At 34.7% G+C, this 21,734-nt stretch carries 23 protein-coding genes; 16 read left to right on the top strand and 7 right to left on the bottom strand.

The window, feature by feature from the left end; all coding sequences use genetic code 11:
- Positions 1 to 58: 58 nt before the first annotated feature.
- From rpsA to AC5LXI_RS10870, 7 genes are all read left to right on the top strand, one after another.
- Positions 59 to 1,741, top strand: a complete 1,683-nt coding sequence (gene rpsA, locus AC5LXI_RS10900) for a 30S ribosomal protein S1 (RefSeq protein ID WP_493442343.1) — start codon at positions 59 to 61, stop codon at positions 1,739 to 1,741.
- Positions 1,742 to 1,840: 99 nt separating this feature from the next.
- Entirely contained in the window at positions 1,841 to 2,131 is a 291-nt protein-coding gene (gene ihfB, locus AC5LXI_RS10895; protein WP_086359459.1) for an integration host factor subunit beta, read from the top strand.
- Positions 2,132 to 2,334: 203 nt separating this feature from the next.
- Positions 2,335 to 4,638: a DNA internalization-related competence protein ComEC/Rec2 gene (locus tag AC5LXI_RS10890; protein ID WP_493442342.1), complete on the top strand. Its 2,304-nt coding sequence runs from the start codon at positions 2,335 to 2,337 to the stop codon at positions 4,636 to 4,638.
- A gap of 62 nt (positions 4,639 to 4,700) precedes the next feature.
- Entirely contained in the window at positions 4,701 to 5,714 is a 1,014-nt protein-coding gene (gene lpxK / locus AC5LXI_RS10885) for a tetraacyldisaccharide 4'-kinase (RefSeq protein ID WP_493442341.1), read from the top strand.
- Complete coding sequence (locus AC5LXI_RS10880; protein WP_493442340.1) at positions 5,711 to 5,890, top strand: Trm112 family protein; 180 nt, start codon at positions 5,711 to 5,713, stop codon at positions 5,888 to 5,890. Before lpxK ends, AC5LXI_RS10880 begins: the two co-directional genes overlap by 4 nt.
- Positions 5,891 to 5,909: 19 nt before the next feature.
- Positions 5,910 to 6,674, top strand: a complete 765-nt coding sequence (kdsB, locus tag AC5LXI_RS10875) for a 3-deoxy-manno-octulosonate cytidylyltransferase (RefSeq protein ID WP_493442339.1) — start codon at positions 5,910 to 5,912, stop codon at positions 6,672 to 6,674.
- 3 nt (positions 6,675 to 6,677) lie between these two features.
- Positions 6,678 to 7,370 carry a DUF2461 domain-containing protein gene (locus AC5LXI_RS10870; protein ID WP_493442338.1) on the top strand — a complete coding sequence of 231 codons (693 nt, stop codon included), beginning with the start codon at positions 6,678 to 6,680 and terminating at the stop codon, positions 7,368 to 7,370.
- Between the two features lie 27 nt (positions 7,371 to 7,397).
- Here the strand turns inward: AC5LXI_RS10870 and AC5LXI_RS10865 are convergent, their stop codons facing one another.
- From AC5LXI_RS10865 to ssb, 3 genes are all read right to left on the bottom strand, one after another.
- On the bottom strand, positions 7,398 to 8,069 hold the full coding sequence (locus AC5LXI_RS10865) for a MarC family NAAT transporter (RefSeq protein ID WP_493444296.1): 672 nt from the start codon (positions 8,067 to 8,069) through the stop codon (positions 7,398 to 7,400).
- Between the two features lie 92 nt (positions 8,070 to 8,161).
- A complete protein-coding gene (locus AC5LXI_RS10860) occupies positions 8,162 to 8,401 on the bottom strand; it encodes a hypothetical protein (RefSeq protein ID WP_493442337.1) in 240 nt (79 codons plus the stop codon).
- 535 nt (positions 8,402 to 8,936) lie between these two features.
- Positions 8,937 to 9,395 (bottom strand): single-stranded DNA-binding protein, encoded by a 459-nt coding sequence (gene ssb, locus AC5LXI_RS10855; protein WP_493444295.1) that lies wholly within the window; start codon positions 9,393 to 9,395, stop codon positions 8,937 to 8,939.
- 285 nt (positions 9,396 to 9,680) lie between these two features.
- Here ssb and corA point away from each other — a divergent pair, with 285 nt between their 5' ends.
- The 4 genes from corA to AC5LXI_RS10835 all read left to right on the top strand — a co-directional run bounded on the left by corA (position 9,681) and on the right by AC5LXI_RS10835 (position 12,456).
- Positions 9,681 to 10,622 (top strand): magnesium/cobalt transporter CorA, encoded by a 942-nt coding sequence (gene corA / locus AC5LXI_RS10850; RefSeq protein WP_493442336.1) that lies wholly within the window; start codon positions 9,681 to 9,683, stop codon positions 10,620 to 10,622.
- A gap of 184 nt (positions 10,623 to 10,806) precedes the next feature.
- Positions 10,807 to 11,766 (top strand): glucokinase, encoded by a 960-nt coding sequence (gene glk / locus AC5LXI_RS10845; RefSeq protein WP_493442335.1) that lies wholly within the window; start codon positions 10,807 to 10,809, stop codon positions 11,764 to 11,766.
- 22 nt (positions 11,767 to 11,788) lie between these two features.
- The gene (locus tag AC5LXI_RS10840) at positions 11,789 to 12,037 is read left to right on the top strand and encodes a YcgL domain-containing protein (protein ID WP_493442334.1); all 249 of its coding nucleotides are present in this window, start codon (positions 11,789 to 11,791) and stop codon (positions 12,035 to 12,037) included.
- The gene (locus tag AC5LXI_RS10835; RefSeq protein WP_493442333.1) at positions 12,034 to 12,456 is read left to right on the top strand and encodes a YcgN family cysteine cluster protein; all 423 of its coding nucleotides are present in this window, start codon (positions 12,034 to 12,036) and stop codon (positions 12,454 to 12,456) included. Before AC5LXI_RS10840 ends, AC5LXI_RS10835 begins: the two co-directional genes overlap by 4 nt.
- A 27-nt stretch (positions 12,457 to 12,483) precedes the next feature.
- Here the strand turns inward: AC5LXI_RS10835 and AC5LXI_RS10830 are convergent, their stop codons facing one another.
- Both AC5LXI_RS10830 and AC5LXI_RS10825 read right to left on the bottom strand, forming a co-directional pair.
- Positions 12,484 to 13,041, bottom strand: a complete 558-nt coding sequence (locus AC5LXI_RS10830; protein ID WP_493442332.1) for a YggT family protein — start codon at positions 13,039 to 13,041, stop codon at positions 12,484 to 12,486.
- Between the two features lie 36 nt (positions 13,042 to 13,077).
- Positions 13,078 to 13,779, bottom strand: a complete 702-nt coding sequence (locus AC5LXI_RS10825) for a YggS family pyridoxal phosphate-dependent enzyme (RefSeq protein ID WP_493442331.1) — start codon at positions 13,777 to 13,779, stop codon at positions 13,078 to 13,080.
- Between the two features lie 36 nt (positions 13,780 to 13,815).
- Between AC5LXI_RS10825 and AC5LXI_RS10820 the strand changes: the two genes are divergently transcribed.
- The 4 genes from AC5LXI_RS10820 to AC5LXI_RS10805 all read left to right on the top strand — a co-directional run bounded on the left by AC5LXI_RS10820 (position 13,816) and on the right by AC5LXI_RS10805 (position 17,977).
- Positions 13,816 to 14,754, top strand: a complete 939-nt coding sequence (locus AC5LXI_RS10820; protein ID WP_493442330.1) for a type IV pilus twitching motility protein PilT — start codon at positions 13,816 to 13,818, stop codon at positions 14,752 to 14,754.
- A 104-nt stretch (positions 14,755 to 14,858) separates the two neighbouring features.
- Positions 14,859 to 15,668: a pyrroline-5-carboxylate reductase gene (gene proC, locus AC5LXI_RS10815; RefSeq protein WP_493442329.1), complete on the top strand. Its 810-nt coding sequence runs from the start codon at positions 14,859 to 14,861 to the stop codon at positions 15,666 to 15,668.
- A 294-nt stretch (positions 15,669 to 15,962) separates the two neighbouring features.
- Entirely contained in the window at positions 15,963 to 16,172 is a 210-nt protein-coding gene (gene cspE, locus AC5LXI_RS10810; protein ID WP_493442328.1) for a transcription antiterminator/RNA stability regulator CspE, read from the top strand.
- A 623-nt stretch (positions 16,173 to 16,795) separates the two neighbouring features.
- Positions 16,796 to 17,977, top strand: coding sequence for an MFS transporter (locus tag AC5LXI_RS10805; RefSeq protein ID WP_493442327.1), 1,182 nt, complete (start codon positions 16,796 to 16,798; stop codon positions 17,975 to 17,977).
- A 56-nt stretch (positions 17,978 to 18,033) separates the two neighbouring features.
- Here AC5LXI_RS10805 and surE read toward each other — a convergent pair whose 3' ends face one another.
- The gene (surE, locus tag AC5LXI_RS10800) at positions 18,034 to 18,816 is read right to left on the bottom strand and encodes a 5'/3'-nucleotidase SurE (protein ID WP_493442326.1); all 783 of its coding nucleotides are present in this window, start codon (positions 18,814 to 18,816) and stop codon (positions 18,034 to 18,036) included.
- Positions 18,817 to 18,840: 24 nt separating this feature from the next.
- Complete coding sequence (gene ypfJ, locus AC5LXI_RS10795) at positions 18,841 to 19,692, bottom strand: KPN_02809 family neutral zinc metallopeptidase (protein ID WP_493442325.1); 852 nt, start codon at positions 19,690 to 19,692, stop codon at positions 18,841 to 18,843.
- A 300-nt stretch (positions 19,693 to 19,992) separates the two neighbouring features.
- Between ypfJ and proP the strand changes: the two genes are divergently transcribed.
- A complete protein-coding gene (gene proP / locus AC5LXI_RS10790) occupies positions 19,993 to 21,477 on the top strand; it encodes a glycine betaine/L-proline transporter ProP (protein WP_493442324.1) in 1,485 nt (494 codons plus the stop codon).
- Positions 21,478 to 21,734 lie beyond the last annotated feature (257 nt).

Genomic DNA, 21,734 nt, shown 5'->3' with positions numbered 1-21,734 from the left:
CAACCCCACAGGACAGGATGTAATGTGGACGTTAAATTTAACTTAAGTAAATAAAAATATGACTGAATCTTTTGCTCAACTCTTTGAAGAGTCTTTAAATCAACTAGACACTCGTTCTGGTAATATGATCCATGGTACTGTCGTTGCAATCGACAAAGATGTTGTTTTAGTTGATGCTGGTTTAAAATCTGAATCAGCAATTCCAGTAGAGCAGTTTAAAAATGCCCAAGGTGAATTAGAAGTTCAAGTTGGCGACGTTGTTGACGTTGTGCTTGACTCAATTGAAGATGGCTTTGGTGAAACAATCTTATCTCGTGAAAAAGCTAAACGTCATGAAGCGTGGCTAACATTAGAAAAAGCAGTTGAAGATGCTGCAACAGTTTTAGGTGTTATCAATGGTAAAGTTAAAGGTGGCTTTACGGTTGATCTTAATGGCGTTCGTGCGTTCCTACCTGGTTCGCTTGTTGATGTTCGTCCATTACGCGATACTTCTCATATTGAAAATAGAGAGATCGAATTAAAAGTTATTAAATTAGATCAAAAACGCAACAACGTAGTTGTTTCACGTCGTGCAGTAATTGAATCTGAAAATAGCGCAGAAAGAGAACAACTTCTTGAAAATCTACAAGAAGGTTCTGAAGTTAAAGGTATTATTAAAAATCTTACTGATTACGGTGCATTCGTTGATCTTGGTGGGGTTGATGGTCTACTTCATATCACTGATATGGCTTGGAAACGCGTTAAACACCCAAGCGAAGTGGTTGAAGTAGGTCAAGAATTGCTTGTTAAAGTACTTAAATTCGATAAAGACCGTTCACGTGTTTCTCTTGGCTTAAAACAATTAGGTGAAGATCCTTGGGTTTCAATCGCTAAACGTTACCCAGAAGGTACTAAAGTAACTGGTAAAGTAACCAACTTAACCGATTACGGTTGTTTCGTTGAAATCGAAACTGGCGTTGAAGGTTTAGTACATGTTTCTGAAATGGATTGGACTAACAAAAATATTCATCCATCTAAAGTGGTTAGTTTAGGTGATGAAGTTGAAGTTGTTGTTCTTGAAATTGATGAAGAACGTCGTCGTATTTCTTTAGGTCTTAAACAATGTAAACCAAATCCATGGTTACAATTTGCTGAATCACACAATAAAGGTGATAAAGTAAGCGGTAAGATCAAATCAATCACTGATTTTGGTATCTTCATTGGCTTAGATGGCGGTATTGATGGTTTAGTTCATCTTTCTGATATCTCTTGGAATATGCCAGGCGAAGAAGCGGTTAAAGCTTATAAGAAAGGTGATGATATTGAAGCCGTTGTTTTACAAGTTGATGCTGATCGTGAACGTATCTCATTAGGTATCAAACAACTTGAAGATGACCCATTTAGTAGCTTTGCATCTAACTTCAAAAAAGGTTCAATTGTTAAAGGTAAAGTTACCGCTGTTGATGCTAAAGGTGCAACAATCGAAATCGCTGATGGTATCGAAGGTTACTTAAAAGCACAAGATATCGCTCGTGAGCGTATTGAAGATGCAACTACTGCATTAAACGTTGGTGACGAAGTTGAAGCGAAGATTGTAAATATCGATCGTAAAACTCGTGCAATTTCTTTATCTATTCGTGCGAAAGATGAAGCTGATGAGAAAGAAGCACTTGCTGCTGTAAATAATACTGCAACTCAGGAAGATGCATCATTTACTAACGCAATGGCTGAAGCATTCAAAGCGGCATCAAAAACTGAGTAAAAAATATTTATTGAAAGAGTAAAGAGGGCTTGCCCTCTTTTTCTTTTGTGGTATAAAATGAATAAATTATATACTACATAAATTAAATTAGGAGTGACCATGAACAGATCCGATTTAGCAGAAAAAATAGTCAACTGGCGGGCACACCTTCCTGTGCAACTGGTAGATGATGCTGTTAGAGATATTATTGAGCAAATCGCATTAGCAATGGAAAGTAACGACCGTGTTGAAATTCGCGGTTTTGGTAGTTTCAGCTTAAACTATCGTGCTCCACGTAAAGCAAGAAACCCTAGAACAGGTGGGAATGTAGAAGTTAAACACAAATATATTCCTCACTTCAAACCGGGAAAAGAGCTACGTGAACGCGTAAATAATGCCGCTAAAGCATAATTAAATATTGTTAACTAAAAAAGTCTTTGATTTTATTTAAAGGCTTTTTTATTATTTATTATTAAATAAATCATTTTTTGATATAAAAAATGAAAGATCCATTTATAAATTGGAATAGAGATCTAAAATTAGCTATACATTAACTTGTATAAATTCCCACTATGTTAAATTGGGTGTTTATTCAATATTAGATGTAAAAGTTAATGCGGCGTTCAATTGATTTAATGGCAATAGCAATTTCATTAGGCTGTTTGCCATTAATGGTTTTGCCTTCGTTACCGAGTGATGAATATTGGTTCATTCTAGCTTCAATCCTCATTATCCTGGCTGTAAAATTTCAAGGTTATTTTATTTTTGTCACTTTGTTTGGACTGGGCTTTCTTTGGTCGACAGCTACAGCAAAGCAATATCTCAGTTCGATTGAACCTTATATAGATCGGACATTAGTCGTTACCGCAAAAGTTGAAAGTGTTAATACCTATGTTTCTTCCGAAATTCAAACTAATCTAATAACTCCCCACTATGTAAAATTTTCAATTATCAATATTTCAGATGAACCTTTGCCATCGCCGATACCGATTGCTATTTATTGGGAACAATCTAATTTAATTAAAGCAGGACAAATTTGGCAATTAACTATAAAAACAAAAGTGGTGCATAGCTATTTAAATGAAGGCGGGTTTGATAAACAACGTTTTGCAATAGCAAATCAATCTTTATTAAAAGCCAAAGTCATCAAATCAGCTCTGCTTGAAGATAAATCCAATCTTCGGCAAATTATTGCTGATAGATGTTTATCCTATATTAATTTATTTAACAATCGAGGCATTTTATTAGCGCTTGGTTTTGGTGATCGGTCGCAAATTGAAACACATAATCGAATAACGATGATACAAACTGGAGTTGCTCATTTAATGGCAATTTCGGGAATGCATATTCTATTAGTTTTCTCAATTAGCTTCGTATTAACAAAAGGGTTAATATTTTGCTTACCACAACGATTTATTTGCTTTTTGCTACCCATAATTATAGGGTGGTTAAGTAGTGTAGGTTATACGTGGTTAACTGGATTTAATCCTCCTGCATTACGAGCAATTTTTGCTTTATCAATTTGGATCTATTTACGTTATAAGAATAATCAGATAAGTGCATGGCAAAAAATAAATCGAATTATTGCGGCATTGTTAATTGTTGATCCGCTAATGATATTGTCTGAAAGTTTCTGGTTGTCTTGTTATGCGGTTGTTAGTTTAATTTTTTTGTTTGATTGGTTGCCATTACCTAAAATACTAAAACACAAAAAACGCTGGTATTTATTTAGATTATTACATTTACAATTTGGTTTGACTCTGTTATTACTACCGATCCAATTATATGTCTTTCATGGCATCAGTATTGTTTCATTAGTCACTAACTTAATTGCTATTCCTATTATCTCTCTTGTTACTTTTCCAGCAATATTATTAGCACTATTGTTTAGTTTTTTCGACTGTTTTTATATTGCTTTGTGGTTATGGTTTGTTGCCGAAAATTCGCTTGAATGGTTGTTTTATTGTTTGAATTATTTGAATCTTATGTGGCTAAATATTTCAATGGATTTTTACTATCTGAGTTTTATTGGCTGGTTAACCTTGATAATAATGAGAACAGCGATTTGGCGACGGTTTAGCTTCACCATTTTTATCATCTTAATTATTGCTCTTTCACCTTTTTATAAACAACCTGATTATTTATGGCGCATGGATGTATTGGATGTAGGACACGGTCTTGCTATTGTGATTCATAATGGTAAATCAGCCGTTTTATATGATACTGGAGCTAAGTGGGAAAACAGCTCAGCTGCAGAGCAAGTAATTATACCGTTTTTGCAATGGCATAACCTTCAAGTTGAAGGCATTATTATTAGCCATAATCACAATGATCACATTGGCGGATTATCCTATCTACATCAACGTTATCCCAATGCTTGGCTTATGAGTTCATCTTCTGGTTTGCCAAATAATTATAATTGCCTAGCCAATCACAATTTTAATTGGAATAATTTAAATTTTAAAGTGTTATGGCCAACTAAATTAGTTGATAATACAGAAAATGCCGATTCATGTGTAATACACATTACTGATGGTCGATTTTCAGTATTATTAACAGGTGATTTGGAGCGTAAACAAGAGCATGAATTAGTGTTACAGTATAAGCAGGATCTATCCTCAACCATATTACAGACGCCACATCATGGTAGTAATACTTCATCAAGTTATCCATTCTTAAATTATGTTAATCCCGTCAATGCGTTGACTTCAACGTCACGCTATAACCCTTGGCAACTTCCAGCAAACAAAATCACTGCTCGTTATAAAGAACTAAAAATCAATTATCATGTCACGGCAAGAGAAGGGCAGATAAGTCTGTTTTTTTACCCTACATCATGGCAACAAAAAACGATGCGGCACGATATATATCCTAGATGGTATCATGATTGGTTTGGTAGTTTACCATTTTATGAGTAAAATAAGGCAAAACAATGAGATTAATAAAGGTTATAAAATGATAGGTATTAGCGAGCGATATTATGATTGAAAAACTATGGTATGGTAAAAATAAATCATTTTGGTTGCTGCTGCCATTTTCATTCTTATATGGATTGATTTCTTGTGTTCGTCGTCAATTATACAAACTGGGTATATTTAAATCATGGCAATCGCCTGTACCAATTATTGTTATTGGAAATTTATCAGCTGGCGGTAATGGTAAAACACCACTTGCCATTAGTTTAATTGAAGCGTTGAAAGCTAAGGGACTAAAAGTAGGACTGGTTTCGCGAGGCTATGGTGGAAAATCCAATCATTATCCATTAATCTTGGATGAAAATACTAGTACAAAGCAAGCTGGTGACGAACCTGTTTTAATTTATCACAGAACACATGTACCTGTTGCAGTTGCACCAAAACGCGTTGATGCTGTCAAAGCATTATTAGATTCTCATCAATTGGATGTGATTTTAACCGATGATGGTTTACAGCACTATGCTTTAGCTCGTGATATTGAAATTGTAGTGGTTGATGGTAAACGTTTATTCGGTAATGGTTGGTGGATACCCGCGGGGCCAATGCGAGAAAGACGTAGTCGTTTAAAATCGGTTGATTTAATTATTATTAATGGTGATAGTTCAAAAGACTTTATCAATCAATATCCTGATAGAACTTTTACCATGCAATTAGTACCCGATCATGTAGTAAATCTTTCTACTAATAAACAATGTGAATTATCGGCATTACATCATATTTACGCAATTGCCGGTATTAGTAATCCAAAGCGTTTTTTTGATATGTTAACTCAAATGGGAGCTGATTTGGTTTATACCGAATCCTTTGCTGATCACCAAAATTTTACCCTACCGTTATTAGAAAAAGTAGTAGGCACTAATCAAACACTTTTAATGACTGAAAAAGATGCAGTAAAATGTCGTCAATTTGCATTACCTAACTGGTGGTATTTACCCATTGATGCTGTAATCCCCGATCAGGTCATTGAAAAGATTTATTCACTATTTGAAGAAAAAAAATCACAAAGAGAAAAAAAATGATGCTATTAAATGCTATTGCTTGTCCTAAATGTCATGGACAATTGGAATATAATAAGCAAAATCAACAATTAATTTGCCAAAAAGAGTTGTTGGCTTACCCAATAAAAGACGGTATTCCGGTTTTATTAACCAGCGAAGCGAAACAACTAAATCAATCTCATGGTGATAAAGAATAAAAAGTTTAGAGGTAATTTTATGAGTTTTACGGTAATTATTCCTGCAAGATATGCTTCAAGTCGTTTACCAGGAAAACCACTAGCTGATATTCACGGCAAACCAATGATAATTCGGGTTATGGAGCAAGCACAAAAGTCGTCTGCTAATCGAGTAATTATTGCAACCGATCATCATCAAGTTTATGATGTCGTGAAAAGCTACGGTGGCGAGGTGATACTCACTGGCGCTAAACATAATTCAGGTACCGAGCGGTTAGCTGAAGTTATTAATACTTATAAATTTGCTGATGACGAAGTGATCGTTAATGTTCAAGGTGATGAGCCATTAATTCCACCAATTATTATCGATCAAGTTGCTGAGAATTTAGTAAAATATAAAATCGGCATGGCGACTTTAGCTGTTCCAATTAATAGCGTTGAAGAAGCGTTTAATACCGGCGCAGTAAAAGTAGTTATGGATAAAGATGGATATGCACTTTATTTTTCTAGGGCGACTATTCCTTGGGAGCGTGATCGTTTTGCTAAATTAAATGAGCAAGGTAAGATAGATGAAATTAGCGATTTCTATTTGCGTCATATTGGCATTTATGCTTATCGAGCTGGTTTTATTAGGCAATATATTCAATGGACGCCTTCGGTTTTAGAGCAAATTGAGATGTTGGAACAATTGCGCGTACTTTGGTATGGTGAAAAAATCCATGTTGCTGTGGCTAAACAACCTCCGGCAATTGGTGTTGATACCCAAGAAGATTTAGATAAAGTAAGAGCATTATTTAAGGAATAGACGATGGCAAATTTTACTGGATTTACTCAAGCGGGATTAAATTTTTTACAAGATGCGTGGATTAATAATAGTAAGGTATGGTTTGATGAGCATCGAGCTATTTATGATAATGATTTGATTAAACCCTTTCGAATATTAGTCGAGCAATTAACCCCAACCATGCTTAAAATTGATGAGTGGTTAGAAACGCGCCCCGCAATTGGTAAAACCATATCGCGAATTCATCGTGATACGCGATTTTCGAAAGATAAATCACTATATCGTAGTTGCCTATGGTTAACTTTCAAGCGACCTAATCGTGATTGGAAAGAAGCGCCAGCCTATTTTTTTGAAATCAGTCCAGATAGTTACCGTTATGGATTGGGTTATTATTGCGCATCCAAACAAACGATGGATATATTTCGTGATGAGATAGTAAATGATACTGAGAAATTTCTAAAAGTTATTCGCTGTGTTAAAAAGCCATTTGAATTAGTCGGTGAGACTTATAAAAGACCTTTAATCAAAGAACAAGATGAAAAGATATCGACATGGTACAATCGAAAAAATCTTGCTGTTTTGGTAACTAATAATCATATTGAAGATGTATTAAATGGTGATTTACCCGATAAACTAGCTAAAGGCTTTAAGCAATTGTTGCCGCTATATGATTTTTTAATGCGGGTTGAGATGATTAAAAATATCCCAAATCTATAATTAATATGATGTTAAAAGTAGCGTTCCTCAAATATTTGGGAAGTTCAACACTAACTCTTTAACCCCATTTATAATAAATTGAGTACCCACGCAGGCCAATAAAAAACCCATAATTCTTGAAGTGGCTTCAATGCCACTTTTACCCATAAACCGCATTATGTTGCCAGCGCTGCGCATACATAACCATAAAATAATACATAGTAGTAAAGGGATAAGAATTGATGAGGTATAAACTACCCAAGTTGCTATGTTATACCCACCGCTTTTTACCGTTGAAGCCATACTGATAATCATTGCAATGGTTCCTGGTCCGGCTGTGCTTGGCATGGCTAATGGTACAAACGCAATATTATTTGAAACTTCTTTCTTCTTTTCGTCAGCCTCTAAGGTTTTATGTGAGGGTTGTTGAGGAAATAGCATTCTCAAGCCAATAATGCCAACAATTATTCCCCCGGCGATACGTAATCCAGGAATGGATATGCCAAATGTACTCATGACTAATTGCCCACAATAAAATGAGACAGTCATGATGATAAAGACATAAATACAAGTCATTTTTGACTGGTAATTACGCTCTTCGTTGGTCATATCGCCAGATAGGCCCAATAGAAGTACAACGGTAGTTAATGGATTAGTTAATGGAATAAACAAAATTAAACCAAACCCGACTGTTTGTATAAGTTCCAACATAAATTGAATCTAAATTGTAATAGTAGTTTGAATTAAGTATATATGAAATATATAAAAAAGATACATTAACTAATAATCAAAATTTGCTCAATACTGTTTAATTAGTTGCCATTATTTGACTCTTTCATTTTAAATAACGGTGATTTTAGGTTTTGGGCTAATATCACACCGATAAATGATATTCCACCACCGATTAAATAGTAACTATATAGCTTTTTATACAAAAATGTTATTGAAATTAGTGCAGTAATAATAGGCGTTAAATTTAAGAAAAGAGCGGTTTTATATATGCCTATAACCCAAACAAATGGCGCAATGATTGAAGCGGGGAATACCAGCATAAAGAACTAACCAAACAAACATTATAAGAATTTATGATTATATTATTGCTTATTAAAAATCCGGGTAATAAAGCTAATGTATCAAAATAATTTGCATATAGACTGAATACCAATTTGCGATTTTGATAGTTCATTTTTTGGTTAATACCCCATATAGCGCATAAGATAAAGCAGCGAGTAACATCAAAATCTCACCTTTACCAAGTTCAAGTAGTTGGCTTACCACCACTAATTAGCCAAATTAATCTAACAAAAGATTAAAAGTTCAATTAATTTGAACTATTTCAAAACAATAACTATTTTTCAGTCATAAAGCGGGTAATGCCGATACTGAATTTCATCTCATCTTAGCGTTCAAAAATTAGGTTTGTAGTTTAGAATATAGCGATAATGGTTATGATTTTTAAATCGTATCTTGTTTTTAAAGCAGGGAAAAAAGCTAGTATCAGCATGTTATTTTGAAATAGAAGAATATTAATTATTGGAAAAGGCGTAATTAATACGCCTGTAAAATAAAGAAATGTATAAATAACTATTAAAATGGAATATCGTCATCAAAATCCATTGGCGGTTCTGACATAGCTGGTTGACTTGCTGGGGTATCGTTAGGGGTTGAAGCACGAGGTGCAGCAGGAGTAGCTGGCGCAGAGGAGGTATTATTAGCGCTTTGTCCCCAACTTTTTGAACCATCATTGAAAGAGTCATTACCAGCGCGGTTGCCTAAAATTTGTAATGAACCGCCAATAGGGTTGATAACAACTTCTGTAGTATAACGATCTTGACCTGATTGATCCTGCCATTTACGAGTTTGTAATTGTCCTTCAATATAAACTAGTGTTCCTTTTTTAAGAAATTCACTAGTGATTTCAGCTAATTTACCAAATACGACAATTCGATGCCATTCAGTTTTATCACGGTTTTCACCTGTTTGTTTATCTTTCCAAGTTTCAGATGTCGCAACATTAAAATTTGCAACAGCGTTACCATTTGACATGTAACGTACTTCTGGATCTTGACCTAAATTACCAACTAAAATGACTTTATTAATTCCTCGGTTTGCCATTTATAAACTCCTAACAATTGCATAGATATATAAGTACGGTATTGTAACATGAGACTGAAATAACATCACCGAATTTAATTTAAATTTGGAAGTTTGTATGCAAATTTTAAAAAATTAGAAAGATTGGTTTAAACATAGGAATTTCTGCCTATAACGAGTATAATGCCAGCCATTTGTGGATGTTCCATCTTAAACCATTTTCCTGCTGGAGGCCTTATGATTAATGCGTTTGGATTAAAAAACAAACAATTAGTAAAAATTAATGAAGGCGATATAAAAAATGCGACCTGGATTGACTTGATAGAGCCAGAGGAAGCGGATCGTGAATTCATTCTGACAAACTTAGGTCAGAATTTAGCAACAAGTATTGAATTAGATGATATTGAGGCATCAGCTCGTTTTTTCGAAGATAATGAAGGATTTCATGTTCACTCCTTCTTTTTTTATGAAGATGCTGAAGACCGAGCAGGTAACTCAACTGTTGCTTTTACCGTGCATAATGGGCGTTTATTTACGTTACGTGAACGTGATTTACCTGCGTTTCGTTTATATCGAATGCGTTCCCGATATCAGGAAATGAGTGATGGAAATCCTTATGAAGTTTTATTGGATTTATTTGAAGTTAAAGTCGAACAGTTAGCCGATCAAATCGAAAATATTTATAGTGAGCTTGAAGAATTAAGCTTAATTATCATGGATCGCTCTGCTCAGGAGCATTATGATGAAGCGATTACTTCCTTAGCTGAACTTGAAGATACAGCTTGGAAAGTGCGTCTTTGTTTAATGGATAGTCAGCGTGCAGTTAACTATCTAGTTCGTCGCGCTAAGATGCCTGTTGAACAATTAGAACAGGCTCGAGAAGTTATCCGAGATATTGAATCACTGGTACCACATAATGAGTCATTATTCCAAAAAGTTAACTTTTTAATGCAGGCGGCTACAAGCTTTATTAATATTGAACAAAGTAGAATAATTAAGATATTTTCGGTAGTTTCAGTGGTGTTTTTACCACCTACAGTGGTGGCATCAGCGTATGGTATGAACTTTGAAAACATGCCAGAGTTAAAATGGGAGTATGGTTATCCGTTATCCTTATTATTAATGCTGCTAGCAGGGGTTGCGCCTTACATTTACTTTAAACTCAAAAAATGGTTATAGTTGGTTATTTTCCTGTCAACGACTCAAATTATCGCAATAGTTAGCGGTAATTTGAGTAGTAAATTCTGTTAACGGAATCTAGTTAAATCATTCTAAATAGTCCATAATATTATCAATTTTGTTTTAATATTTATTGAACTATTGTTCATATAGAAAGATTTTATTTTTTAAAGAAGGGAATAACATGAGTCAATATGCACTAGTTACCGACATTGGTGGAACCAATGCCCGTTTTGCACTTTATGATTTAGCAACGAATGAATTATCAGCAATAACTAAAATCCTTATTTCGAAAGATGATATATTACTCGAATTAATTAAAACCTATTTAAAAACTCAGTCTGTAACCGTTGATATGGCCTGCATTGCTATAGCTTGCCCAATCAATGAAGGGGATCTGATCGAAATGACTAATAATAACTTGTCATTTTTTCGCTCAGAACTTATTAATGAACTTAAACTAACTAAGCTCGAAGTAATTAATGACTTTACCGCAGTTTCAACTTCTATTCCTAAATTATCAGCGCAGGATCTGGTTAAAATTGGTGGAGAAGAACCTAATCTCGATTATCCCATAGCAATCTATGGTGCAGGGACTGGTCTTGGAGTTTCTCATCTAGTTAGAGTTAATGAACATTGGATCAGCTTATCTGGTGAGGGTGGCCATACCGAATTGCCAATGGTTAATGAAGATGAGGATCGAATTTTAGCGCAATTAAGAAAAAAATTTGGCCGAGTTTCTTGCGAACGATTTTTATCGGGTAATGGTATTGTTAATATTTACCAAGCGTTATTACAGATCAATAAAAAACCGATTGAAGATATCACTCCAGATATTATTGTCAATAAAGCATTATCGAATAGTTGTCCGATTTGCTTAGCAACCTTAACGTATTTCTGTACTTTTATGGGAAGGTTCGGTGGCAATTTAGCTTTAACCCTTAACACTCAAGGTGGTGTGTATATTGCTGGCGGTATAGTACCTAGATTTATTGAATTCTTTAAATCATCACCATTTAGAGAAGCGTTTGAATACAAAGGTCGGATGTCATTTTTGGTTAAAAAAATTCCTGTTTATGTGATTACTCATAAAGATCCAGGATTATTTGGTGCTGGTGTTTATTTACAAAATAGTCTGAAATAATTGAGGAGAAGGGTTTTATTTTATGATGTGGTGTTATATTTATCGAAGCACAAAAAAAGAAAATTGTTATCTTTACATGGAGCAAGAAAACGATTTCTCTCATATTCCTGAAAAAATCATGTCGATTTTTGGTACGCCAGCTTTTGTTATGAAAGTATTGCTTGATGGTAAAAGACGTTTTGTTGTTGGTACAGCACAGGAAATTGAGGAAAAGATTAAAACGGATGGATTTTTCTTACAAATGTTAAATGAAGATGATTTTAAAGTATGATTGAACCTTTTTGGGAACATAAATCTTTAGATCAAATGAGTGATGATGAATGGGAACAACTTTGTGATGGTTGCGGTCAATGTTGTCTAAATAAATTAATGGATGAAGATACCGACGAAATTCTATATACCAATGTTGCTTGTAATTTGCTTGATTCAAATACATGCCAATGCAGACATTACCATAATCGCTTTAATTATGAACCCGATTGTATCAAGTTAACCCGAGAAAATTTGCTGACTATTGAATGGTTACCGCCAACTTGCACTTATCGTTATTTTTCACAAACGGGGCAGTTACCTGAGTGGCATCCATTAATTGTTGGTAATAAAAAGGTAATGCACAAATTAAAAATATCGGTTAAAAATCGAATTGTATATGAAAAAGATGTAATTTGTTGGGAAGATCATATTATTTAAAAGAGAGCACAGGCTCTCTTTTGTTAATTATAGTATTAGCCACCAGTTGCCAAGAAAATCGATAGCCAATAAGTTCAGAAACATTAATATAAAAACGAAAATCATAAATGAAATATCAATCATACCGATTGGTGGAACGATACGACGAATCGGGGCAATAAGTGGTTCAGTCAATTGAGCAAGCAATTCATCCGTATTAGATTGCCCACGACTAACCCAACTTAAAATTGCTCTAAATAATAATAACAAAAATATTAGATGTCCGACTGCATGTGCCATAGCAGCTAAGGCAAAAAGCAGGTAATAAAGGCTAAAAAGTGGTAAGTTAATTGCTTCAAAACGGCAAATAAACATAATTTTAAGTAGGGCTACCCCATAAAAAAGAATCCAAGTAGCCGTATCAATTCGACCAATAGACGGAATCACTCTTCGCATCGGGCCAATAATAGGTTGGGTAATGCGAACTATAAATTGGGTAAAAGGATTATGAAAATTTACTCTTGCATGCTGCATCCACAAACGTAGAATAAGTACGTATAAGCTAAAAGTGAAAATAGCTCTTCCTAAGAAGATTAACGATATCATTTAAGACTCCTAAAATATAACATGCCTTGCAATATATCACACATATTGCCTTGCACCAAAGATTGCGCTACCAATACGAATCATTGTACTACCTGCAATAATAGCTGCTTTCATATCGCCAGACATACCCATTGATAATGTATCTAACAAAGGATAATCCGTTTTCAATGAAGCTAAAAGCTGAGTCATTTGTTTGAACACTTCAAGTTGTTTGGTAAAGTCATTTTCTATCTCGGGAATAGCCATTAGGCCACGTAGTCTTAAATTAGGTAATGTCATAATCTGTTTTACCAAATTAGCAACTTCATCTGCATGAATCCCTGATTTACTTTCTTCATTACTAATATTTACCTGAATAAGAACATTTAACTTATTCATATTCGCTGGGCGCTGTGCATCTAGACGTTGGGCAATTTTAAAACGGTCAATGGTATGCATCCAATCAAAATTTTCGGCTACTAATTTTGTTTTGTTTGACTGTAATGGACCAATAAAATGCCAAGTAATCGGAATATCTGGCATATTTTTTTTAAAGTAAGCAATTTTCTCAACACCTTCTTGAACATAATTTTCACCAAACGATAATTGACCCGCATCAATTGCTTGAGCGATTAATGTTACAGGTTTGGTTTTACTAACGGCAATAAGTTCAACGCTATTGGGATCTCGATCGCAATCTAAAGCAATTGTACGTATTTCATGGTTAATCTTGATTAAATTGTCATGTACTGTATTCATATTAATTTCCAATAAACTAAGGGATAGTTATTGATAATGTTAAATTCAATATTGGCTTTTAGTGTAACGCAAAAAGCGTCTGATTTGCATCTTTCTAGTGGTGAAAAACCTTGCATTCGTGTCAATGGTGAGCTAAAACCTATCTCAGGTGATGAATTATCACCACTGAAACTTAAAATTGAATTATTCAATTTATTAAAAGATACCCAAAAAGCTATTTTACAAAAACATCAGCAGATTGATTTTGCTTATCATCTTGAAGATGTTGGGCGTTTTAGAGTAAATATTTTTTATCAACAACGCGGCATTTCAGCAGTATTTCGGATTATCAAACAACAAATACCAAGCCTAACTGAGATTAAAGCACCGAATGTGATAAATGAATTAGCAAAAACAGAATCTGGCATTATTTTAGTAACCGGCGCAACAGGAAGTGGCAAATCGACAACTTTAGCTGCATTAATTCAACATATAAATCATACTTTAGCTAAGCATATTATCACATTAGAAGATCCTATTGAGTTTATTTATCAAAACAATAAATCACTTATCCAACAACGAGAAATCACAAATTTTAATGACGCAATTGATAGCATATTAAGACAAGATCCAGATATTATTTTATTAGGTGAATTACGCAATAAACACACCATTCAAGCAGCGTTAACGATTGCTGAAACGGGGCATTTAGTTCTTGCTACTTTACATACTCGATCGGCAATACAAACTATTAACCGTATTATTGATGTATTTGAAGATGGAATGCGTGAATTGATTCGTACCCAACTATCCAATAGTTTAAAAGCCATAATATGTCAAAAATTGGTTCCTCATAATGAAAGTCGAAAAGCCATTTTTGAAGTTCTTATCAATACCCCAGCTATCAGTAATCTAATAAGTGAGGGTAAAACAAGGCAAATATTATCGTTAATGCAAACTGGTCAGCAATATGGTATGCAATTAATGACTAATTAAATTATATAGTAAAAAAATGCTGGTTATCGTTTATCGTACATGTTTTAATTCAAAAATTTAATTTATAATCTGTATAGAATTTCATTCACAAAAGGGATAAACAAATGGAACAGCGTATTGGTTTTATCGGTATAGGTAATATGGGCAATGCCATTTTACAAGGTATTTTAGCAAGTAATATTGTGCCTGGGACGCAAATTTACGTTTATGATCCTCAACTCGAAAAAGGCCAAGCACTTAATCAATCTCACTCGATAAATAATTTAGAATCGGCAAGGGATGTTGCACGAGAATCAGATATTGTTTTTATAGCTGTTAAGCCGAATATTATTGTGGATGTATTAAATGATATTCAAAAAGAGTTAAAAAAAAATACGATTATTATCTCGATTGCAGCCGGTGTAACCATAAAAACTATTGCGAAATGTGTAGGATACGAACAAAAGATAGTTAGAGTCATGCCCAATACCCCTGCATTAGTCAATGCCGCTATGTGTTCTATAACACCAAATACAGAAATTACTGATGAAGAGTTAACAATTGTTCAAAGCTTATTAAATTGCATTGGTGAAACGGAAGTTGTTCCGGAGTACTTAATTGACGCAGTAATCGGGGCGAGCGGTTCTTCTCCGGCATTTGTATTTATGTTTATTGAAGCACTGGCTGATGGCGCGGTCAAAGGTGGTTTAACTCGAAAACAGGCTTACAAATTTGCTACTCAAGCAGTGATGGGGTCAGCTAAATTATTACTTGAAACAGGTAAACATCCGGGTGAATTAAAAGATATGGTTTGTTCACCAGCAGGTACTACAATTGAAGGGGTACAAGTACTTGAGGAAAAGGGTTTTCGAGCTGCTGTTATTGATGCAGTAGAGGCAGCAATTCAAAAATCTAAAGATTTATCAGAAAAATAAAAGTTATTAACATGAACAATAACAATTAGTTATTGTTCATTAGAATTTTATTTGTTAATAATTTAAAAACATTGCTTGTATTCGTCATCTATTTATGAGTTAATAGTCATAAGCATATTACATGCAGATATATTTTGTAACATTTAGATTTATGCAGTTTGTAGTTTACTTTAATCACATTTGTATTAGTTCTCTTCAGTCTTCTCTTCTGTTTGTTAATAAGTAGTCTAGGTTTTATGTTCTAAAGTATCACCCCTTGATGGTTGAGATTAATTTATTTATAGGAAGATTATTATGTCTAAAAAAACAGGCCAAGTTAAATGGTTCAATGAGAGTAAAGGTTTTGGTTTTATTTCACCTGCTGATGGAAGTAAAGATGTGTTCGTACATTTCTCTGCAATCGCTGGCGACGGTTTTAAAACGCTAGGTGAAGGTCAACAGGTAGAATTTTCTATCCAAGATAGTCCTCGTGGCCCTGCTGCTGCTGATGTTACAATTATCTAATTGATTATTAATATCCTATCAGTATTTAATTACTGATAGGATTTTTTTATACTCATTTATTTAACTTTTCTCATCTTTCCAGATATGATTATATTACTTCTACAGTCGCAATAGCGTAAAAATATCATTTATAATGAGTGAAAGATCTTAAATATCTTCATTATTGACTGTCTAATACCTTTTCTTTAATTTATATGAAATAATGCGGTCAATGATGACTTTAACCTTTATTTGTACTATGAAATTCCATTTCAACCGCCATGTAACTGACTTGATTTCTATTTATCTAACCGTTTTCATTCTATTTTTGACGTCAAATAAGCAAAACTATGGCTGTTAGAAAATAAAGATAAGGCACTACTGTATTTTTATTTTACTACGCTTTTTCTTGATTGTATAAATATAACATCTTTTTAGGTTTAAGCTGCAATATTAGCTCTAAAGGTTAATAACATTTGATTAGCTTACTGTGATTTGTTTTCAATATTGTGTAAATTGGTATAGGTATATTAATACGTTTAAATTCTTAGTTTAAAAACGTTTAATTATGTGACCAACGCCTATATTCCCACTCTTTTTAGGGGTATAATTATTGCACTTAATTTAATGGTTAATCTGCTTTTATGACTTCTTCATTTTTAAGAAAATCTGGCGTTGTTTTTGCCGCTTTTTTATTTACTACATTTATTATTGGGGTGGCAGGTGCGTTGCAATCACCAACCTTAAGTCGCTTTTTATCGTTTGAAGTTGATGCTGATCCTCGTTTAGTGGGGGCGTTTTATTCAATTAATGCGTTAGCCAGTATTATTGGTAGTTATTTGTTAGCTAAATATTCGGACAATAAAGGCGATAGGCATAAGATCGTTATTTTTTGTTGTTTGATGGGACTTGCAAATAGTCTGACTTTTGCATATTCACGTAACTATTATGTGTTAATTACCTTAGGGGTATTTTTTGCAGCTTTAGCATCTGCCGCGATGCCACAGGTATTTGCCATGGCGCGTGAGTATGCCGAAAAGAGTGGTCGTAATGCTGTTGCCTTTAATTCCCTGATTCGTGCGCAATTATCATTAGCATGGGTGATTGGTCCGCCATTGTCTTTTGCCTTGGCAATCAATTATGGTTTTACTGCGATGTATTTGTGTGCCATGTCGATGTTTATTATTTCGATGATTGTCGTCACTATCTTCTTGCCACCAGTTGAAAAAATGGCAATCAGTGCGTTTACTGCAACTGAGTTAGCCGCGGCGAACCAATCAATTTTTACCAATCGCAATGTGATGTGTTTGCTAGTCTCCACTATTTTTATGTGGACTGCAAATATGATGTATATCATTGATATGCCGATTTATGTGGAAGCTGTATTGCACCTGTCTAATTCATTACCGGGTGGTTTGATGGGATTAGCAGCAGGGATTGAGATCCCTATTATGATTATTGCTGGTTATTTGGTGCCAGTATTAGGTAAGCGTAATCTATTTTTTATTGCTATTGTTTGCGGAATTTTGTTTTATATAGGGATGATCTTATTTAAAGATGCAACCATGTTATATATATTGCAAATCTTCAATGGGTTGTTTATTGGGATTGTTGCCAACATTGGTATTATCTATTTCCAAGACTTGCTACCAACCCGCATGGGCGTTGCTTCAACTTTATTTAATAATGGTATTATTTGTAGCGTTATTTTGGCGGGTATTATTCAAGGTTTTGTCTCTCAAGCTTGTGGCCATGAAGTGATTTATTGGATTGGTTTAGTGATGGTGACGATTTCGTTACTGTTTTGCACATTAGTAAAAAAATAATCACTAATTTTTCTAATTTGCGTCTTGCTTGATTTAGCAAGACGCCTAGCAAAATCTTAATCTTTAAACGCGGTTTGCATTTGTTGATAAAATGCGTAATCGGTACGTTCATAAGTTAATGGTGTAATAGCGACATAACCATTATTGACGGCATCAAGCTCTTTTTCGATATCATCCACCACACTTTGGTTGCGTTTGGCTCTAAACCAAAAATAGTCATGACCTTCTGGATCTTGTGTATTGGCAATCACAAATTGACTGACATCAGGCTCGCCTTGCTTGGTGATTTTTATACCTTTTATTTGCTCAGCTTGGCAATTAGGGAAGTTGATATTAAAACAGATGTTTTTTGGGGTGGATAGGGCATAGAGTTGTCTGATTATTGATTGCATTAAATGCGTGGCGCAGTGCCAATTGGTTGGTGTGTTATCTTCGCTACTAACTTGACTTAACGCCATGGCAGGTATACCGAGTGTCATTGCCATCATTGCTGCTCCTACGGTGCCCGATAATATCGTTTCGAACCCTAAATTAGAACCATTATTGATTCCTGACAGCACAAGATCCGGTAATTGGTTAGCCATTGCTGATTTTATAGCAAATAAAGAACAGTCGGCAGGGGTACCATAGACCGCATATTCTGTGTGACTACGCTTTTCTATGCGAAATGGTGACTTTAAACTCACCGAACAAGAAACACCACTCTGATCGACAATTGGCGCTACTACCCAAACTTCGTTAGCGATATTTTCCGCGACGTTTTTTAAAATTCGGATCCCTAGTGCATCAATTCCGTCGTCATTGACTAACAATACTCGATTTACTAATTTTTTTGACATATTGGTTCCCTTACTTAAATTTCCTTATTGGATAAATGTATTGCACTGATCCATCGACCCACTAACAAAGCCACGTTTAAACCACAAATAGCGTTGTTTTGATGTACCATGAGTAAAACTATCAGGAATAACATAACCATTGTTTTGCTGTTGCAGACGATCATCACCAATTGCTTGCACGGTATTGAGAGCTTGCTCAATATCGCCCACTTCTAAAATATGCTGTTTTTGCATAGCATTACCCCATAAACCGGCATAACAATCGGCTTGCAATTCAAGTTTTATGGATAGCTGATTTGATTGATTTTGACCTAATTGCTCGACCTTATCAAAAGTGCCAAGTAAATTTTGTACATGGTGCCCTACTTCATGCGCAATCACATAACCTTGCGCAAAGTCACCTCCGCCACCAAGACGATTTTTCATCTCTTGATAAAATGATAAATCCAGATAAACGGTTTTATCTAAATTACAATAAAATGGCCCCATCATAGCTTGACCAGTACCACATAGCGTTCGGGTTGCACCGCTATACAGTACCAGTTTAGGGGGAATATACGTTTTGCCTAATTGTTGGAATTGTTCTTGCCAAAAATCCTCGGTGCTGGCTAAAATCACTGAAGTAAATTTAGCGGCGTCATTGTCGTTAAGCGGGGCGTCATCAACATGGCTTGTTGATGTGTTATCGCCCAAATTAATGACATTACTGTCTAGTAAGCCCGTTAAGTCAACACCATAGTAGCTGGCAACTAACACGACAAGAAATAAAATAATTTTACCTTTACCACCAATTGGGATGCGAGTCCCGATATCACTTGCTGATTGTGAGCGGCGATCTTCAATGTTATCACTCTCTCTTTGGTCTCTCCATCGCATAGGGAATACCTCATCAGTTTTGGTATTCTCATTCTAAAGGATAATAGATTAGGTTACTAGTGACCATCAATGTGTTTAAACTAAGGAATAATAGCATGGTGTGATAAATGAGTTTTTTTTGTTGAATTTAGGTATATAATCTTTATCTATATGGCATCAATCGTTGAGTAAAATTGGTGCGTTTTAATCTCAATCTCATATCTTTTTCTTATCATATTTATCACTTTGGCATGGTAGCTGATTGAAGTTAATTATTTGGATCTAAATCTTGATATTAATGAATTTAAAAGGCGGTATTTCATGGCAAAATCCAACCATAAACCCCTGGATATTAACGATATTCCCATCATTAATGACAATCAATTAAAAAAAGCCACTTGGGCATCGGCTTTTAGTCATGCCATTGAGTGGTATGATTTTGGCGTATATAGCTTTTTGGCTTACATTATTGGGCAGGTCTTTTTTCCTCATGTATCACCCAGTGTGCAGATTATTGCAGCGTTATCGACATTTTCCATTCCTTTTTTTATTCGGCCATTAGGTGGGATAATTTTTGGTCTAATTGGTGATAATATCGGTCGGCAAAAAGTACTATCAATCAGTTTGGTGATAATGTCATTAAGCACGTTTTGCATTGGACTGATTCCAACTTATGAAACTATCGGCATTACATCGCCCGTTCTATTATTAATTGTAAAATTAGCTCAAGGTTTTTCGATAGGTGGTGAATATTCTGGTTCAGCAACAGTAGTTGCTGAATATTCACCTGATCGTAAACGTGGATTTATTGGTGGCTGGCTTGATTTTGGTTCAATGGTTGGATTTATTTTAGGGGCAGGTTTAGTGGTGTTCTTATCGATGTTACTTGGTCAATCGGCGCTATATCATTGGGGATGGCGGATCCCATTTTTAATTGCTTTACCACTAGGCATAATTAGTTTTATCTTGCATCATATATCTGAAGAAACACCAACTTTCCAACAACACCTTGAAGCTAGAGAATCAAAAGAAATAGCTGAAACCTCATCAGCGCTAAAAAATATTATTAGCAAATATTGGCGACATATTTTAGTTTGTGCGGGCTTAGTTATGGTGACAAATGTATCATTCTATTTGCTGTTAACTTATATGCCAAGTTATTTAGCGCATAACTTAAATTATGACACTGAACATGGCTTACTAATAATTATAGCGATAATGGTCGGAATGTTAATTATTCAACCCGTAATTGGTTTATTAAGTGATAAAGTAGGTCGTAAACCGTTCATATTAATTGGCAGTATTGGTTTATTGCTGTTATCTTATCCGGCTTTCATGTTAATTAACAGTCAACATATTCCCTTGGTTTTTTTGGGGGTATTTATTTTGGCGCTGTTTATTAACTGTTTTACCGGTATTATCACCTCAATATTACCCGCTCTGTTTCCTACCAATATCCGCTATAGCGCTATTGCTAGCATTTTCAATATTGCAATTATTGTTGCAGGGCTAACGCCAACATTTGTAGCATGGCTAGTTGAATCAATGGGTAACTTATATATGCCAGCCTATTACTTGATGTTGGTGGGATTCATTGGCGTGATTACCGGCTTTGCCATGCATGAAACCGCTAAAAAACCGTTACACGGCACCACACCAACCGCTGCTAATCGCAACGAAGCTGAATCACTTTTGTCTGAACATTTTGATTCAATTGAGGATGAAGTTGAAGATATCGACGAACAGATCGAAGAACTACAAAACAAACGACAGGAACTTGTCGATCAGCACCCTAAGTTGAACTAACTACCCCTTACTAACCAATTATACCAAATAGGATTTTTTTCACTGTTTAAAACGATTATCGTGTTTTTCAAAAAATGTGCTATTAAATAGGGGGAGTTTAAAATAGGACCATTTTTTTAATAAACACTAATTTTAATCACTTACTTTTATGATTAATTAAGTGACCTTCCTTACAAATTTTAACAATTATATTAATCAATAAAGATTGTTTTTTTGTAAAATATATTCGGTTTAATATAAAACTACTTAATATAAGC

Source organism: Gilliamella sp. LMG 34361, assembly GCF_984569075.1.
This window is presented reverse-complemented; position numbering and strand designations above follow the sequence as displayed.